The sequence below is a fragment of the Desulfovibrio oxyclinae DSM 11498 genome, assembly GCF_000375485.1.
In the GTDB taxonomy this organism is placed as follows: Bacteria; Desulfobacterota; Desulfovibrionia; order Desulfovibrionales; family Desulfovibrionaceae; genus Pseudodesulfovibrio; species Pseudodesulfovibrio oxyclinae.
On the sequence record NZ_AQXE01000014.1, the window covers coordinates 15,254 to 33,568 of the forward strand.

The 18,315-nt window shown below is 57.7% G+C and carries 10 protein-coding genes; 2 read left to right on the top strand and 8 right to left on the bottom strand.

Annotation, left to right across the window (positions count from 1 at the left end):
* Positions 1-297 precede the first annotated feature (297 nt).
* Positions 298-1,473, top strand: a complete 1,176-nt coding sequence (locus B149_RS0114040) for a Fic family protein (RefSeq protein ID WP_018125803.1) — start codon at positions 298-300, stop codon at positions 1,471-1,473.
* Between the two features lie 908 nt (positions 1,474-2,381).
* Here B149_RS0114040 and B149_RS0114045 read toward each other — a convergent pair.
* The 3 genes from B149_RS0114045 to B149_RS0114055 form a co-directional block, all read right to left on the bottom strand.
* Positions 2,382-2,783 carry a tetratricopeptide repeat protein gene (locus B149_RS0114045; protein WP_169332927.1) on the bottom strand — a complete coding sequence of 134 codons (402 nt, stop codon included), beginning with the start codon at positions 2,781-2,783 and terminating at the stop codon, positions 2,382-2,384.
* Positions 2,784-2,872: 89 nt separating this feature from the next.
* Positions 2,873-3,421 carry a C39 family peptidase gene (locus tag B149_RS18405; protein WP_245533222.1) on the bottom strand — a complete coding sequence of 183 codons (549 nt, stop codon included), beginning with the start codon at positions 3,419-3,421 and terminating at the stop codon, positions 2,873-2,875.
* 116 nt (positions 3,422-3,537) lie between these two features.
* Positions 3,538-3,933: a PA2779 family protein gene (locus B149_RS0114055; RefSeq protein WP_018125806.1), complete on the bottom strand. Its 396-nt coding sequence runs from the start codon at positions 3,931-3,933 to the stop codon at positions 3,538-3,540.
* A 590-nt stretch (positions 3,934-4,523) separates the two neighbouring features.
* Between B149_RS0114055 and B149_RS0114060 the strand changes: the two genes are divergently transcribed.
* Positions 4,524-6,149, top strand: a complete 1,626-nt coding sequence (locus tag B149_RS0114060; RefSeq protein ID WP_026167623.1) for a glutamate synthase-related protein — start codon at positions 4,524-4,526, stop codon at positions 6,147-6,149.
* Between the two features lie 127 nt (positions 6,150-6,276).
* On the opposite strand, the gene B149_RS0114065 is transcribed toward B149_RS0114060, so the two are convergent.
* From B149_RS0114065 to B149_RS0114085, 5 genes are all read right to left on the bottom strand, one after another.
* Entirely contained in the window at positions 6,277-6,552 is a 276-nt protein-coding gene (locus tag B149_RS0114065; RefSeq protein WP_018125808.1) for an amphi-Trp domain-containing protein, read from the bottom strand.
* 97 nt (positions 6,553-6,649) lie between these two features.
* Complete coding sequence (locus B149_RS0114070; protein WP_018125809.1) at positions 6,650-11,467, bottom strand: AAA family ATPase; 4,818 nt, start codon at positions 11,465-11,467, stop codon at positions 6,650-6,652.
* 171 nt (positions 11,468-11,638) lie between these two features.
* Positions 11,639-12,196, bottom strand: a complete 558-nt coding sequence (locus tag B149_RS0114075; protein WP_018125810.1) for a hypothetical protein — start codon at positions 12,194-12,196, stop codon at positions 11,639-11,641.
* Between the two features lie 24 nt (positions 12,197-12,220).
* Positions 12,221-16,159: an efflux RND transporter permease subunit gene (locus B149_RS0114080; RefSeq protein ID WP_018125811.1), complete on the bottom strand. Its 3,939-nt coding sequence runs from the start codon at positions 16,157-16,159 to the stop codon at positions 12,221-12,223.
* 16 nt (positions 16,160-16,175) lie between these two features.
* Complete coding sequence (locus tag B149_RS0114085) at positions 16,176-18,299, bottom strand: efflux RND transporter periplasmic adaptor subunit (protein ID WP_018125812.1); 2,124 nt, start codon at positions 18,297-18,299, stop codon at positions 16,176-16,178.
* Positions 18,300-18,315 lie beyond the last annotated feature (16 nt).

Sequence of the window (18,315 nt, forward strand, 5' to 3'; positions counted from 1 at the left end):
GCACAGTTGGGCATTTCCTCTGACGTCGCCCCTCCCGCAAATGATAACCAAAGTTTATTCCAAAAGATGGAACGCCAAATTGTGTTTTTGAGCAACTATGATGCTTGTCCACAACGTGTCATTAGGGGGCTTTGGTGGCTCCACACACGCCGTACTGCCGGGGATGAATAGTCCTTTCCTCAGTCTGATGTGAAGAACTGTGGAGGTCTGCATATTCGTTTTAGTTTCGTATTTGCCTAAAATAAGCAGCTCTGTTATTTTAGTTTAGTCGATTATTCTAAAATAAGAAGGCTTCTTATGTTAAGAAAGAAAACAGGACGTATCGAGATTGTCAGCGTCAAGGATGAACGGGTGGAGGCATTCATCCCTGATCCACTGCCGCCGGAGCCGGGTATCAAGTGGGGCGGCGACTTGCAGAAGCTTTTCGATCAGGCTCATGTGTCGTTAGGCGAATTGAACGCCATCAATGAGATCGTTCCGAATACGGAACTCTTCCTTTATATGTATGTACGTAAGGAAGCTGTTCTTTCCTCCCAGATCGAGGGAACCCAGTCTTCGTTATCAGACTTACTGACACACGAGGTTGGCGAGGCCGTGTCTGTTCCCCAGGATGACGTGGCCGAGGTCAGCAACTATGTTGCAGCACTAAATCATGGATTGAAGCGCATGCGGGAGGATGGTTTCCCACTGAGCTTGCGTTTGCTTAAAGAGATGCACGCGATTCTGCTTCGGAGTGGGCGCGGCCAGAATCTTGCGCCGGGCGAATATCGGCGAACCCAGAATTGGGTTGGTGGCACTCGTCCGGGAAATGCCGTGTTCATTCCGCCGCCACATACTCATTTGATGGACCTTATGGGCGACCTGGAGAAGTTCCTTCATGATGAAGATATTCCGCCGCTCCTTAAGGCTGCCTTGACGCACTTGCAGTTTGAGACGATCCATCCACATCTCGACGGCAACGGTCGTCTTGGCCGATTGATGATCACTCTGCTTCTGTGCGCGGAAGGGCTTTTGAAGCAGCCGTCCTTGTATCTCAGTCTCTACTTCAAGACGTATCGCCAGCAATATTACGACATGTTGGATACGGTCAGAAGGAAAGGGGATTGGGAATCCTGGCTTGCGTTCTTCGCCGAAGCGGTCGTGCGAACGGCAGACCAGGCAGTCCTCACGGCCAAGGAGCTTCAGGACATGTTTGCCAGGGATTCAGCGACAATCAATGGATTGGGTAAGGCGAAGGAAACGGCCAAGGCCATCCACGACGCCTTGCTGGCACAGCCGATCTCCACCCCGTCCAGTCTGGTCGAAGCTACGGGAAAAACTCATGCGACGATCAACAGCTCCTTGCGCAACCTGGAGCTCTTCGGCATCGTGAAGGAAGTCAGTGGTAGAAAACGCAACCGGGTGTACGCCTACAGCGAGTATATCCGCATCATGGACATGGGGCTGGATGTCCCAGGCGAGCACTCTGCATAGACTGGTCAGTAGATGTCGAAATCCGGGTCAGGAATAGCCATGGATCAGACGGAAAAGAGACTGGTCGAAGGCCCAATTCACGTGGCTCGTCCGTGGCTTCAGTCGTGTCAAACGTGATTTTAATGCGATTGGTGACGTTTTTAACCGGCTGAAATCATATAAATAAGCGGCCTTCCCGTTTTCCTTTTGTGTCCTGTCACGCCGGAGGCCGAGGGTTCGAGTCCCTTCGGCTCCGCCATTAAAGAATCAAGGACACCAATCATTTCGGTTGGTGTCCTTTTTCTTTGGGCTTTTCACAAAGGCCTTGTGTGCAAATAATTGTGAATATGCACCTGAAAAAGGCTCCGAAAAGCATGCTTTTTCAGGTGCTTTCGTCTTGTGATGTCTCCATCGTTTCAGCTGTAAATGGGCCAGCCTCAAAACCCGACAAGCGGAAAATGCGGTTTCTTCCGTGTACTTCAGCGGCCCGGGGGCAATAATAACCAAGAAAACAAAAGAAGCGACCTTCGAAGCTACTCGGCAAATATCCGCTGACAAGGTGGAAAATATCGTGTTTACTGATGGAAGTTGATGCTGGAAGGCCACAAGAAACAGCTTTCAATTAAAAGCCCTGCACTGTATATGCGGGGCTTTTGATTTTCCGGGATATAAAAGGTGTTTTTTCGAACTGGTCGAATCATCGGTGCAAGTTGAAAATTGAATCTCCGAAGTCAAGGTTTGCGTGACTCGTACGTGGCTTCAGCTGTGTGAAACGTGTTTTCTGTGGCAAGTTTAACCTGTTGAAATGATGAAAGTTGGCAGCGTTCTTTTTTGTGCCGTATTGTCCTTTCGTGGCCTCACCTGAGAGACACCCTTCATGGCACTGCCGCTGAAGGGTGAATAATCGCAATCGTAGTGTCTCGCGGGTGTCAGTCTTTACCAGCCCGTTTGGCGCGGATGCGAATGAGGGTGTCCTCGTAAGCCTCACGGTTTGTGGGTCCGGCAAGCTCAAGCGCACGCACAGCAAGTTTTTCAGCTCGTTCAAGATCCTCGTCCATCACGTATAATGTCCACGCCAGATTGTTTCGTGCCTCAGCGTTGTCGTCTTGTTCTTCCACAGCGGATTCGAAGGAATCTGCGGCCTGTTTCAATTTACCCTGCGCGAACAACGCATTTCCCTTGAGCATTAAAGCTTCAGGGATTTCTTTTGCGGCAAGATCGTATTGTCTGACAGCTTCCTTGAGGCGGCCTTCGGACTCGTAGGCCAGTCCGAGGTCAAGGTGTTCTTCGGCTGTAAGCGGGTCAGAAGGTGGATCGATCACAGCGCGCATTGTGGCACAGCCGGAAGCTGAAAGCGCGAGCAGGAGCGTCAGGAGGCAGATGCTGAGCGAGTGTAAAGATTTCGGTGTCTTCATTGGGTTCATGGGGTGCCTTGCGTGTCAGGATGGATTTCGAGCGTCCAGCGGTTCGTGCGCTCCCACTGTGTGGCGAAGGTTTTCCAACGGGTCAACTCCGGTTTGTCTTCACCGGCCATGACCACCAGTCCTTCGGGGGTGTAACCGGCAACCACCATGAAGTGAAGCGCCTGCAGAGGAGGCAGGCCGCGATCTACCATGACGATGAGCGGGAGTCCTCGGTCCACAGCGTTCAGAAGCTTTCTCAGCGATCCAGAGTACCATTTGGTGCTGTATCCACGCTGCCTCGGATACAGGGCTAGATCGAGATTAAGTGTTCCCATACTTTCTGGACGATAGATTTCCGCAGCGATTTCATCAGGGGAGATAGAGTTTCCGTAGTGGTTGAGCACTGATGCCAGCGCCGCAGGACCGCATTGCATGGTTCGCTGCTTAAAGGCGGGAACCGAGGAGATAGTGTGCGATTCAGTGGGCTGCGAGAAGTCGGGCGGAAGGGTGCGCGTGGAACAGGCGGCCAGACCCAGACCGAAGGCCAGCCCGACTAACCCGGCCAATAGTGTTCTTGTGAGTGCACGTGTGCGGGAAGAGTCGCTCCCGCGCCATGGTTTTCCCAAAGCACGGGAGCGGCCGAATATTCGGCGAGTGAATTTTTGCATTGTGTTCGTAGTGACTAGAAGTTGTCAGCATCGCCAGTGATTTCCAGAATGGCCAGCACGATGATTAAAACCACCGCCACACCGGCCACGGCACCAATTACGCTACCCGCGGTGTCCACATTCTGAATGTCGTTGGACAGTTGGGAAACTTCCTGATCAGTGAGCATGGCAAGGCGTTGGTCAACCTCCTGCTCGGAGAAGCCCAGCTCGCTCAATCGCTCGGTGACGACCTTGCTTTCAAGGGCCTGCCGCACAGTGGTCATGTCCTGAGCTCGTTCCTGCGATATTTGGGTTTTTCCACTGGGGATGAGTTCCGCGTTTGCCACGGACACGTATCCGGCGTTGAACACTGCCATGACCATGAGCATCACCAGAGCACGAACGCTTTTGGACTGTAAAATCTTCTGCATAGACTCCTTNCTTCTTGGACTGCGCTAAAGATGGCACCTACTATTTTTAATATAACCACAAAATCCTGCCTGATGCAAAGCCCAGAAGTCGATGAGTCGATATTAATCTCCCGGGACGTACGATTGGTTTCAGGGCTTCACCTCTCATTACGCAGTTGTTTCCGAACAAGTCACAGGCGGGAACACTTGCCCCGAAAGAAGACTCCCGAACGAAGAGCCATACGGGTAAACGTGGATGAGTTTAGGCTTTGGTCGGGTTCGGTTGAGAGGGGGGAGTTCATGTAGTGGGCCTTTCGCATTTCGCAGAAAAGGCTTTTTCCTGAGGTTTTTATAGAAACAGTGCCATTTCACATTCGTGTGAAAATGTCCTTTGCGTTGATTGCGTGCCGAAGTTTTTGCTTGAAAAAAAGAAGTGATTTTTGCCAATAATGTTGTTTCTTGCTGCGTAATGAGTGCTTTTTAGTGGCTTTTTGGTCGAAAAAAGGGCTGAAAATGTCAAAAGTATGCATTTAGGGGTGACACCGCATTGCGTTATTGGTATTGCCCTTCGCACTGTTATTCATGATCCATATGGAAGGAGAATCCAAATAATGAATTGGTCAAAAAGCAATGATGTTCTGGGAAGCGTAAACCGCGGGAATGCCGTTGAATCCGGTCTGTGCACTCTTTGCCGGGCCGATTGTCAGGGCAAATGTGAGACATGGATGTCCTCGATGCGTGGACGTGAAATTCTGTACCCCCGCGACTTCGGGTTGGTCACTGCGGGCAGTGGCAACACCACGCATGTCGGCGTTTCCTACAACTCCCTTCGCATTCAGGGGCTGAATTACGGCGCTACCGGCCCCGTTAACAGCGATGAGGACCTCCTCTTTACCGACGTGAATCTGGAAACGTCCTTCGGTGCATCTGAAAAGACCAAATGTCGCGTGCCGTTTATGACCGGTGCTCTCGGCTCGACATTCATCGCCGCCAAATACTGGGACTCCTTTGCCGCAGGTTGCGCTCTGGTTGGCGCGCCCATCGTGGTCGGCGAAAACGTGGTCGGTGTGGACCGCGAGGCCGAAATGAGCAACGGTCGCATCACCAAGGCTCCCGAACTGGAGCGTCGCATCGACACCTACATGCGCTACTACGACGGCTACGGCGCCATCATCGTCCAGATGAACGTCGAGGACACTCGCAATGGCGTGGCCGAATACCTTGCCGAAAAATACGGCGACAAGGTCATCGTGGAGCTCAAGTGGGGGCAGGGCGCCAAGAACATCGGTGGCGAGATCGAAGTCTCCAGCCTCGACTACGCGCTCTTCCTCAAGAAGCGCGGCTACCTTGTGGACCCGGACCCGGAAAAGCCCGAGGTTCAGGAGGGTTTCCATCAGGGCGCCATCAAGCATTTTGCCCGTCACAGCCGTCTGGGATACACCAACCTTTCCTCTTACGAGCAGGTGCGTGACGAGTTCTACGAAACCGTCAACTACCTGCGCGAGCTCGGCTTCAAGCGCATCTCCCTGAAGACCGGCTCCTACGGCATGGAAGCGAACTTGATGGCCATGGCCAGCGCTTCCGAAACCGAGCTGGACCTGCTCACCATGGACGGCTCCGGCGGCGGTACCGGCATGAGCCCTTGGAACATGATGGAAAGCTGGGGCGTGCCGTCCATCCTGCTGCATTCCAAGGCGCACGAGTATGCATCGCACCTCGCCGCCAAGGGTCAGCGCGTGCCGGACATGTCCTTTGCCGGCGGCTTCGGCAAGTGCAGCAACATCTTCAAGGCGCTGTCGCTTGGCGCGCCGTTTACCAAGATGATTTGCATGGGCCGCGCCATGATGATCCCCGGGTTCCTCGGTGCCAACATCGAAGGCGTGCTGCATCCCGAGCGCCGCGAAGCCGTCAACGGCAACTGGGACAAGCTCCCGGCTTCCGTTGCCCGTTACGGCAGCACCGCCGAAGAAATCTTCACCAGTTATCAGGACGTGCAGAAGAAGGTCGGCAAGGACGAGATGAAGAACGTGCCGCTCGGCGCCGTGGCCATCTGGGGTCTCGTGGACAAGCTCTCTGCCGGACTGCAGCAGTTGCTGTGCGGTGCGCGCAAGTTCTCCCTTGAGGAAATCTCGCGTTACGACATCGCTTCCGGCAACCGCGAAACCGAACGTGAAACCGGCGTCCCGTTCATTACAGACGTCATGGACGAGACCGCCAAGCGGATTCTCGACATGTAATATTGCAGTATGCGTGCGTCGCTGTGAAGTGGCGAGACGCGCTGCACCCCATTGTGATAAAAGGGCCGACGGATTGATCCGTCGGCCCTTTCCTTTGATTGGTCGGGGGTAAAGTGATTGGACGCAATCAGTCTATAGTGACACCTTGCGCGGCCGAGGCGTCTTCACCTTCCGCCCATTCGATTTCGAGTTCCAGTGAGCGTTTGAGCGTCCTGCCTTCCTCTTCCTCGGCCTTGATTTCAAGGGTGACCTGTGACGGAATATCCAGCGTCACCTGTGTGTCCTGAGCCGTCAGCGTGATGGAACCGGTCTCTATCTTGTCCGCGACGGTTCTCAGCACGGCTGCGGCCTCTGCCGAAGATTTGCGCTCTTCACTTTTGAAAAGAATGGTCTCGCGTCCCATGGAAGCCTCCTTGAAAGGGTATTGCCGCAATCATATTCCAAGGCGCCGGGCGTGGCAAACGGTTCCGAGCGAAATAGGCGCTCCCAACGGGATGAGCCTAGTTCATTGTCCCGTGCCTGTTCTTTACCGAGGAAAGCACTTTCCTGAGCTCGGCAAGATCAACAGGCTTTGAGAGATAGTCATCCATGCCGCAGGCGATGAATCGCTCCCGGTCACCGGACATGGAGTAGGCGGTCATGGCAATGAGATGGATATCCTTGACGGCTTCACCGGCCATCCCGTCACGGATCGCCTTCGTGGTTTCCTCTCCGTTGAGAACCGGCATCTGGATGTCGAGCATGGCAAGGTCAAAGGCATCTTTCCGCAAAGCGTCCAATGCTTCCTGTCCATTCTCCACGGCAATGACTTCGTGGCCTATCTTTTCGAGCATCCGTTGCATGCTGAGCTGGCTTATGCGGTCATCCTCTGCGAGCAACACGCGAAGGTTCTCGGTGTCCCAGGATTCGGTAATACGGGGGCTTGCGTTTGCGTTCTCCTCCACTGGCTTGCAGGGGATTGCTACGTGAAATTCGGTCCCTTCGCCTTCCCGGCTGGACACTTCTATGCTGCCTCCCATGAGGTTGAGCAGATCTCGTGAGATGGCCAATCCGAGTCCGGCTCCCTGAAAATGGCGCTTATATTCACCTTCTGCCTGCGTGAAGGCTTCAAAGAGCTTGCTTTGCATGCCTTCGGCAATGCCGATGCCGGTGTCGGCCACCACGAACAGCAGTCGGGGAGTGTTGGTGTGGGTGTCCGGAATGAAGTGGGTCCTGAGTTCAACGTACCCCTTATCCGTGAACTTGATGGCATTGCCGATGAGGTTGCTCAGAATCTGCTGGATTCGCAGCGAATCGCCGGAGAGGAAGGTCGGGGTGGCCGGGTCGATGTGCGCCCGAAGTTCAAGGCCTTTCTGCCGGGCGACCGGACGAAAGAGCTGCACCATGGCGTCCATGGCCTCCTGAAAATCGAAAGGCGCGTCGGTGAGCTTCATCCGACCGGCCTCGACGCGCGAGAGATCCAGAATATCGCTCAGAAGCTGGGTGAGGCGTTTGCTGGACTGAAGGGCGGTCTGTGCGTACTCGCTCTGCTCCTCGTCCAGCTCGGTGGTCTGCATGAGTTGCAACATGCCGGTGACCCCGTTGAGGGGCGTGCGGATTTCGTGACTCATGTTGGCGAGGAAAATGGATTTCGACCTGTTGGCGGCCAGCGCCTGATCCTTGGCCACGAGCAGGGATTCCTCGGCGCGCTTGCGGGCGCTGATGTCGGTACAGGTGCCGACCATCCGTGCAGGTTCGCCATCCACGTGGCTGACGACCTGACCTCGGCTCTGGACCCAGAGCCAGTCGTCGTCGGCAGTCATGTAGCGAAATTCTATGTTGAAGGCCTTCATGTCGCGAATCTGCTGCCCCATAGAGGTTACGGTCGTCTCTCTGTCGTCAGGGTGCAATAGCTCATCCCATGATCCCATGTGAATCGAGAAGGCGTTTTCCTCGAAGCCGAGCATTTCGAACGATCGACGGTCCCAGCCTATTTCACCGGTAAGCATGTTCCAGTCCCACATGCCGTCGCGGACCGCCACGATCGTCAGGCGGTAGCGTTCCTCGCTTTCACGAAGCTCTTCTTCGACCTTCTTTCGTCGTGCCACTTCCTCGCGCAGACGTCCCGTGGCTTCGGCCAGGTCGCGTGCCTGTCGTTCGGCGTCCTGTCGCTTGAGGGATTCCTCGGACCGGATTTCCTTGGAGCGCAGAAGGTCGATCTGCCTTTCGATGAGCGACGAACGGACCAGATCGAGGTCTCTGGGAGCGCCTGCGCTGCCTGCGGGGACGGCGTGGGTCAGCAACTGGCGGAAGCGGTCTTCCATGGCCTGTGTCTTCGCATCCGCCCCCCATTCGTCATAACCGTTGTAGGCCTGCTGCCAGTATGTCTGCGCCACCTGTCCGATTCCGCGCCCTTCCCAGAACAGCGCAGCGCGTTCATTGGCCAATGCCTGCCACTGGATGAATCCTCCCTGCTGTGCGGCGGCGATGGCGCTTTCATAATGAACCATGGCCGGCCCCGGCTCTCCGCGCAGCCGGGCCATTTCCGCATTTGCGAGGAGGCGCTTGAATTCGTAGTTGGCCGGGCAGTGGGTTGCCCAGTGCTCCAACAGATCGAGGGTTTGCTCCATTTCACCGTCCTGATCGGAACCGGTGCCGTTGTCGTGCAGGGCGGCAAGAATCATGAATCTTATGAACAGGTGCTCGGGCCACGGGAGCAGGCCCTGCGTGCCGACGGTATAGATGATCTCGTGCGCCTCGTCTGACACGGCTTTTGCGTGTCCGTAGTCGCCCATGACCAGCAGATGGAAGGAACGCATCACTTTGTAAATGCACAGGACCTGAATGTTGTGATGTCTTTCTACTCGCTTGAGATACGCTTTTTCCCAATTATGGGCCGAACCATGGTCGCCGCCGCTGCCGGAAAGCTGCTCGACGATAAAAATACCGCCTTCAAGCAGGTCAATGGCCCATTGATTGAATCGAGTGCGGCTGAACGCGAGTGAACTGTTCGCTTCCTTTTTCAGCGCTGTCAGCGGCATTCCCTGAAAGAGTCGGCAATACATGTTGTGGCCGAACGCGTATGCCGCATACTGAAGATTGCCGGATCGCGAGCCAATCTCATAGGCGTCCGCATAATCCTGCGAGCTGTGGTTCATGTGGTTGAACCAGTGGCGGGCGGAGCTGCCGATCATGAGGTAGAACACGCTTCTGTCGGAAGGAGTATCGAATGTGGTGGTGAGGAGTTTTGCGGCGAGATCCGTGAATTCCCTGGCAAGGTTCAGATCGTTGTTCACCCAGACCAGCAGACCGGCCAGTGCGGTATGGCTGTATCCGGCCTCGGGCATGTTGCCGTGTTCAAGAATCAGGTTGACGACCTTGGGGACAAGCACGGACCAAAGCCGCTGGTGGGCCCTGTAGCAGGGCGGTCCCATGGTGATGAGCAGTTGCGTGGCCATGCGGGTGTCTTCACGGCTCATGACCGGCATGTCGTAGAACGAGCTGACCTCGTGCGCATCGAGATTTCTCCGGATCTGGCGCAGTTCATGGTCGCGGGCGGCTTCGTAGTCCTCTTCCGGCAGTTCGACCCCAAGGGCATTGAGCCCGCTGATGCCTGCGGCGATGGCTGCGGGATATCGGGCCAGCAAGGTGTACTGGACAATGAGAACCCGCTGGGCTTCGGCTAGCTCCAGCGGTGTTCGCGCGTGTTTCATGGCGGCTTGGATATGTTGCCGGAATTCGGATTGATCTCCTTCGAGGAATTCGCTTTCCGCCCAGCCCAGATGCAGAGCCATGGTGGACTCATGATGCTCTTTCCATGCCTTGTCTGATGTGGCGGCGTCTGCCAGAAGGCTTCCCGCGGCACGGTGAAACTGGAGCGCGGCCTGATACGCGGTGGCGGCCCGGGCCTTGCCTGCGGCACGGATATTCAGGTCCAGCAGGCGGATGCGCTCATCGATGTCATCCATGAGCGTTTGGCCTGCGTTGAGATGCTCGGTTATTTCGAAAAGGTGCTCGTTTGCCTGACGCTCATCCAGCTTGGAGAGCAGCGCCCTGCCGATGGAAAGGCGCTCAAGGGGAAGTTCTTCATCGGGGACAAGACCATAAGCCGCCTGTTGGACCCTGTCGTGAACGAATTGAAATGTGGCGATGGTTTCGTCCGACTGAGCGTGGCTGTGCGAAAGCGGTTGTCTGATGAAGAAAGGGGTCATCTTCGTGGATGTCAGCAGGTCGATGCATTGGGCGCTTGAGTATCCGCTGACCACGGCGAGGATGTCGGTTCGGAACCGGCTGCCCAGACAGGCCGCCTTGAATATGAGGTCCTGTTCGTTCTCCTCGTACTGCTTGAATTCTCGGCTGAAAAGTTCCACCACGTCGCCGGGAAGTTCCGCACAATGTTTGCGCTCGTCCATCCAGGTCCAGATATGCTGCTCGGAGTTGTACTGCAGAATACCTGTCTGGTGGATGAATCCGAGGAAGGCGTGCATGAAGAACGGATTGCCACGGGTACGTTCGTGGATGATTTCGACCAGCCCGGAAGGCGCCTCTACGGCAGGACGTAAACTGTCCCGGATGAACCGGTCAACGTCGCTGAATTCCAGTGGAGCCACGTATTCCGTGGTGATGGGCGTTTCGCGGATGCGCAGGTCGCGCAATGCGGCGTGGAACGGATGGTCCTCACCCACCTCGTTGTCCCGGTAGGCGGCAATGACCAGCAGGTAACGCAGGTCCTCGCCAATGCGCAGTTGTTTCAGCAGTTCCAGCGATGCAGGGTCTGCCCACTGCCAGTCATCGATGAACAGGACCAAGGGGTTGTCCGGCTTGCTGAACACCTTCAGGGCGTTGCGAAGCACCTGAGTGAAGCGATGTCTGGCCTCCTGGGGGCTGATGCCCGGAACATCGGGTTGCGGACCGATGATGAGTTCGAACTTCGGAGAGAGGTCTATGAGCAGCTGGCCGAGGTTTCCCACTGCCTCAAGGAGCTGGCGGCTCCATATTGCAAGTTGTTCCTGCGGCTCCCGAAGCAGGTGTTCCAGAAGATCGTCAACAGCCTGCCGGATGGCGAAGTACGGGACGTTCTTGCGGAACTGGTTGAATTTTCCCCTGCAAAAGAAGCCATTGCGTTCGGCAATGGGGGATTCGAGCTGCATCACCAGTGCCGTCTTGCCCACTCCGGAATAACCGGGAACGAGCATCAACCTCCCATCTCCCAGACAGACATCTTCGAAGGCCGCGAGCATCCTCTCGATTGCACCTTCGCGCCCGTACAGCTTGGAAGTGATGTTCAGTGCGAAGGATGGAGAATAATCCCGGCACGTTTGCAGGTTGGTGTTGTGCATGGAGGTTATGTATCATCCCAATGAAAAAACGGTCTTTTATAATGGGTGTCTTTTGGCCCGATAATAAAGGATTGACGGGAGACTTCCCAAGGCGACGAAGCGGAGTGGTGTCGTAAAAAAGGCGGGACGCGGACAAGCCGCGCCCCGCCGGGTTCCGAACGCCGGACGAGCCTACATCTGGCCCTTCATGGAATCCACGGTGGACTCCATGCCTTCAAGGCCTTCCATCATCATGGGGACGGCCTGATCCGGGTTTTTCTTCATGAGGCCCATACCCTTCATGGTGGTCATCATGTCTTTGTCAAGGCGCTTCATGGACTTCTGCATGCCGGTGTTGCCGGTGGAGTGGGCGTGATCCTTCACGGACTTCATGCCCATGTGCATGTCCATCATGTGCTTGTTCATGGCCTTCATGGCGGCGTCGCGTCCCGCCGCAGATTTCATGGCCTCGACGTCCTTCTTCATGAGTTCGAGGTTGGTCTCCATCTGCATCATGCCTTTTTGGGCGTTGGCTGCGCCCTGCATGTTCATGTTGCCATGATCCATGCCGGAGTCGCTGCTCATGTTGCTGTGGTCCATGCCGGAGCTGGTACCCATGTTGCTGTGGTCCATGCTGCCGTGGTTCATGCCGCCGTTGTCGTTGCCGTGGCCCATGCCTTTTGCCGAAGCGAATCCGGCCATGGAAAGGGTCAGGGTCAGTGCCAGAGCGAAAAGAGTCAGTTTCTTCATGTCGATCTCCTTGGAGTTTTACCTTTATGCCGAGGTCGAGTCGGACATTTCCGCATCGAGCCTGGCTGTTTTTTGTGCGTTCTTCAGTTTGATTTCCTCGACCAGCGAGTAGAGCACCGGCACCACGAAGACGGTCAGGATGGCTATGGTCATGCCGCCGAAGGACGGGATGGCCATGGGAACCATGATGTCCGCGCCGCGCCCGGTGGAGGTGAGCACCGGAATGAGCGCGAGGATGGTGGTGGCGGAAGTCATGAGCGCAGGCCGGATGCGGCGCTTCGCGCCCTCCACGATGGCCTCGCGCACCGCCGGAATGTTGGACATGTCCCGTCTGTCGCGGCTCTCGTCGAGGTAGGTTGCCATGATGACCCCGTCATCCGAGGCGATGCCGAACAGGGCGAGGAAGCCCACCCAGATGGCGACGCTCAGGTTGATGGAGTGCATCTGGAACAACTCGCGCATGTGTGTTCCGAACACGCTGAAGTTGAGGAACCAGTCCTGCCCGTAGAGCCATATCATCATGAATCCGCCGGACCACGCCACGAGGATGCCGGAGAAGACCATGAGCGTCGTGGCCATGGACTTGAACTGCAGGTACAGGATGATCACGATGACCAGCAGCGCAAGCGGCAGGATGACCGCCAGCTTCTTCTGCGCGCGTACCTGATTCTCGTAGTTCCCGGCGAATTCGTAGGAGACTCCGCTGGGAACAGTCAGTTCTCCCGAGGTTATCTTGCTCTGGAGGTAGGCGCGGGCCTGCTCCACGACGTCCACCTCGGCATAGCCGGACTTCTTGTCGAAGAGCACGTAGCCGATGAGGAACGTGTCCTCGCTCTTGATGACCTGCGGGCCGCGCACGTAGCGCAGCTCCGCCAGCTGTTTGAGCGGGATCTGTTCGCCGGACGGCGCAGCCACGAGGATGTTCTCCAGCTCGTCGATGCTGTCGCGCAGCTCGCGCTGGTAGCGCACGCGCATGGGGTAGCGTTCGCGTCCTTCAACGGTGGTGGATATCTGGCTGCCCCCCACGCCGACTTCAATGACGTCCTGCACCTTGGCAAGCTTGATGCCGTATCGGGCGATGGCCTCGCGGTCGATGACGATCTCAAGGTAGGGCTTGCCGACGATGCGGTCCGCGACAACCGCGGCGGGCTGCACCGAGGGCACCTCCTTGAGCAGTGTCTCAAGCTGCAGACCGAAGGATTCGATGGACTTGAGGTCCGGCCCCTTGATCTTGATGCCCATGGGGGCGCGCATGCCGGACTGAAGCATGACGATGCGGGCCGCGATGGGCTGCAGCTTCGGAGCAGAGGTCGTTCCGGGCATGTCGGCGGCTTCTGTAATGGCCTCCCATATGTCGTCCGGGTCGTCGATGCCTCCCCATGCCTCGCGTCCGGGGTTCAGGGCCGGGTCGAGGGGACTTCTCCAGAGGCGGAAGGGTTTGCCGTCAGGGTCGGGGATGAGTCGTCCCTGCTCGTCGCGGGGGTAGTAGCCCCGCACCAGATATGGCAGCCCGTCCCCGGCCGGAAGCGGTTCGCCATCCTCGGAGCGGAAGTAGTCCTTCTGGTCCGGGTCGAACCGGAAGCGCTTGCGGGTGCCGGACTCGTCCACCAGGTATTCGGGCTTGTAGTTGATTACCGTCTCGATCATGGAGACCGGTGCCGGGTCCAGTGGTGTTTCAGCGCGGCCCAGTTTGCCCACGGCTTCATCCACTTCCGGTATGTCCAGCATGGCCATGTCCTGTTTGGCGAGTACGTCCTTGACCTCGCCGATGGACGCGTGGGGCATGGTGGTGGGCATGTACAGGAACGACCCTTCATCCAGCGGCGGCATGAACTCCTTGCCAAGGCCGGGCATGGCGTGCACCAGCGCGGATACGGGCCGGGAGGCACGCACCGAGTCCGGCAGCCAGGAGGTAAGCGGACCCGCTCCGAACCATACCAGTGCGCCGAAAAGGATCACCGCCGATGGCAGGCACAGGAATGCCGCCTTGTGGTTCAGAGTCCAGCGGAGCATGGTCGGGTATCCTCGCTGGAAGATCTGGAAGAAGCCCATGATTCCGCCGATGAGCGCTGCCACGAACAGGAAGTTGAGCAGGTCGCCTTTTTCCGGTCCCAGCGGCAGCCAGTGGTCGGAAAGTACCACTCCCACCAGCAGGATTACGCCGATGTTCTCCGTGTGGCCGAACAGGCTTTCGACGCGTCTGGGCATCCTGTTGGCGAACAGGCGATGCATGGCGGGCAGCAGCAGAAACGCCCCGATCCACCACTTGACGTAGAAAGCGACAGCTGCCGCGGCCACAAAATACATGGCGGTCACGAGGTGGCTGGAGAAGCGGAATCCCCTGCCTTTCCTGCGCTTGTATATGAGGTGCGCAATGGTCGGCAACACGGTCAGGGCCACGATGATGGAGGCGATGAGCGCGAAGGTCTTGGTGTAGGCAAGCGGCTTGAAGAGCTTGCCTTCCGGGCCTTCCATGGCGAACACGGGCAGGAAGCTGACGATGGTGGTGGCCACCGCCGTCATGATGGCTCCGCCCACCTCGGAGGCGCCCTCGAATATGAGCTTCATCCTGTTGCAGTCGAGCGTGGCCCGCTCCAGTTTTCGCAGGATGTTCTCGCAGATGATGATGCCCATATCCACCATGGTGCCGATGGCGATGGCGATGCCTGAAAGCGCCACGATGTTCGCGTCCACGCCGAAGGCCTTCATGCCGATGAAGCACATCATCACGGCCATGGGCAGAAGCGAGGATATGAGCAGGGAGCTCTTCAGGTGCATCACCGCGATGAGCACCACGATGATGGTGATGAGGATTTCCTCAGTCAGCGCGCTGTCGAGTGTTCCGAGCGTCTCCTTGATAAGCCCGGAGCGGTCGTAGAAGGGCACGATGGTCAGTTTGCTGACCGTGCCGTCCTCAAGGGTCTTGGTCGGCAGGCCCGGAGATATCTCCTCGATCTTGGCCTTGACGTTCTTGATGACCTGAAGCGGGTTCTCGCCGTATCTGGCGACCACCACGCCGCCCACCGCTTCGGCGCCGCCCTTGTCGAGCACGCCGCGGCGCAGGGCCGGGCCGAGGCTGACCTCTGCCACGTCCTTCACACGGATGGGGACGTTGTTGACCACCTTGACCACCGATTCGCCGATGTCTTCAAGGTTCTTGACGAACCCGATACCACGAATCAGGTATTCGACGCTGTTGACCTCGATGGTTCGCGCGCCCACGTCGAGGTTGGACATCTTCACGGCCGAGAACACGTCTTCGAGACTTACGTTTGCGGCGAAGAGCTCGTCCGGATCCACGTCTATCTGGTATTCCTTGACGAAGCCGCCCGCCGAGGCCGCTTCACTCACGCCGTCCGCAGAGAGCAGAGCGTAGCGGACGTACCAGTCCTGTATGCTTCTGAGTTCGTCGAGGTCCCAGCCACCGGTTGGGTTGCCGTCCTTGTCGCGTCCTTCAAGGGTGTACCAGAAGACCTGCCCGAGCGCGGTGGCATCGGGCCCGAGGGTTGGCTGCACCCCCTGCGGCAAGGTCCCCGGCGGCAGGCTGTTGAGTTTCTCCAGCAGCCGGGAGCGCGACCAGTAGAATTCCACGTCCTCATCGAAGATGACGTATATGGTCGAGAATCCGAACATGGAGTAGCTGCGGACCGTCTTGACGCCCGGAATGCCCAGCAGGGCGACCGTGAGCGGATAGGTGACCTGGTCCTCCATGTCCTGAGGGGAGCGACCGGTCCACTGCGTGAAGACGATCTGCTGGTTCTCGCCGATGTCCGGGATCGCGTCCACGGGAACCGGGTCGCGCGGCACGTCGCCGATGTTCCAGTCGAAGGGCGCGACCATCATGCCCCAGCCCATGGTCAGCAGGACAAGCAGCACCACCACGAGTTTCTGCTCAAGGCAGAACCTGATTATCTTGTCAGTGAAGCTCTTGGCTTCAATCCTGTTCTCTGTATTGTTCTCCATTGTCTTCCGACCCCGATCAGCGCTTGAGTTGGCGGTTCACCTCGCCGCAGCCGAGCATGGCCGCGCCGAAGTAGGGGTTGCGCACTTCCTCGTCGCTCTGGAGCCACGTGGCGCCTTCGTAATCGAAGGCCATGGGGCAGAACATCTCGTAGGCGGGACCGCCGGTCTCGGCATCCAGCTTGAGGACGGCATCGGTCAGGCCGGTGGAGAGCGGTTCGAATCCGGCGCGGATGCCCACCAGATCTCCCGCTTCGCGCATGGCTGCCAGTCCGTCGTTCATGCGGGTCAGGGCCGAGGTCCAGATGTTGTGCGAAGGCCCGTCGAGGACCGAAGGATCGACCTGTTGCAGGGCTGCGTGTACGGACTCGGTAGCCTTGCGCGCCGCCTCAAGGTCGTCGGCAGCCAGCGCTGCCGCCAGCTCCACGTATTCGCGGTAGACCGCTCCGAGTTCTTCGCTGAAGATCCGGGGAACAGTGGATTCTCCGCCACCGAACTGAAGGTCGAAGGCGTTTCTGAGCTGGGCGTAATGCTGTTTCATCTCGCCGAAGATTTCATCAAGGCGCTTCGTGTCAGGCGCCTCGGAAGCGAGGATGGCGTCGTTGCTCAGGAGCATGGAATACTCCCGCCACTTCAGGGACGCGTCACCCTCCAGAGAGTCGTCGTCAATGGTGCGAATTTCCTTGTTGAAGCTGCCGAAAGCCAGATGCGTCTTGTCCAGGTCACCGGAGGCGACTGCCTTTTCCAGCTCGACAAAGCTCTGGTGAAGCAACCGCAGCTTGGAACGGAACAGCTCGGGAAGTTCCTGCTCGGCCGTTCCGGCCGCGACGCTTGAGGGATTCATCATGCTGGGCTTGGCCACGATCTGCACGGCGCTGTCGATCTTGAAGTTGCCCTTGGTGACCACGAGTTCGCCTTCCTCAAGGCCGTTCTTGACGATGTAGAAGTCGCCGGCCTTGGGGCCGAGAACTATCTCGCGTCCCTCATAGGTGCCGTCATTGCCTTCGCCCGCCACGTAGACCACGGCGCGCTTGCCGGTGATCAGCGGTGCGGAGGCCGGGATTACCAGCGGAGAGTCCTTGCCGCCTTCGGCCGGGGAGTCACTCTGTTGCACGGCCTTGACCAACATGCCCGGCTTGAGGCTGCCGTCCTTGTTGGACACGGAAAGGCGCACCCGTACCGTGCGGGTATCTTCGTCCACCAGCGGGTCTATGTAGACCACTTCGCCGGAAAACCGCTTGCCGGGATAGGCTTCCGTGCGGAATTCGACCTTCTTGCCGAGTTCGATCCACGGCAGGTCGGACTCGTAGGCTTCAAGCTCCACCCAGAGCGCGGAGAGGTCGGCCACGGAATAAATGGTCGTGCCGGTGTCTACGTACTGGCCTTCATTGACTTCCTTTTCGATGACCACGCCGCTCAGGGGCGAATAGAGGGTAATGTGATCGCGGGGCTCACCGCGATCCACTACCTGCTGAATCTGTTTGCGGGTCAGGCCGAGCAGACGGAGCTTTTCACGCGCGGCCTTCTCGGTGCGCACGGCGCTTTTGCGCACGAGTTCAAGAGAACTGTCCCTGAGCTCGCGAACGGCCTTGACTGCCTGAATGAGTTCTGCCTGCGCGGTGAGCAGCTCCGGGCTGTAAATGGAGACCATCGGCTGGCCCTGTTTGACCTCGCTGCCGGTGAAGTCCACGTACATCCGGTCGATGCGTCCTCCGGTCCAGGCGGTGATGGCCCGGACTCGGGTTTCGTCGTAGTTGACCTTACCCACCATGCGTGTCTGGACCGCGACGTCCAGCCGCTTGACCTTCTCCACGCTGATGCCCGCGAGCTTGCGGGCTTCCGGAGAGAGCCTGATCTCGCGAAGGCTCTGCTTTTCGCCGCCTTCCTCGGGTTCGAGGGGAATCAGGTCCATGAAACATATGGGGCATTTGCCCGGCTCCGGGAGCTGAATCTGCGGATGCATGGAGCAGGTCCAGATGACTTCGCCCGATTCATCAGTCGTGGCTTCGACGCCGTGTTCGGCGTGTTCTTCGACACTTTCGGTCTGGCTCTGCGGCGCCTGTCCGCCACGCAGTGCGTATCCTGCCAGAAACGCTGCGGCTACAAGGATGACCGCGAAAAGGATGAGTTTCTTTTTGCTCATGATTCGGTCCGGGGTG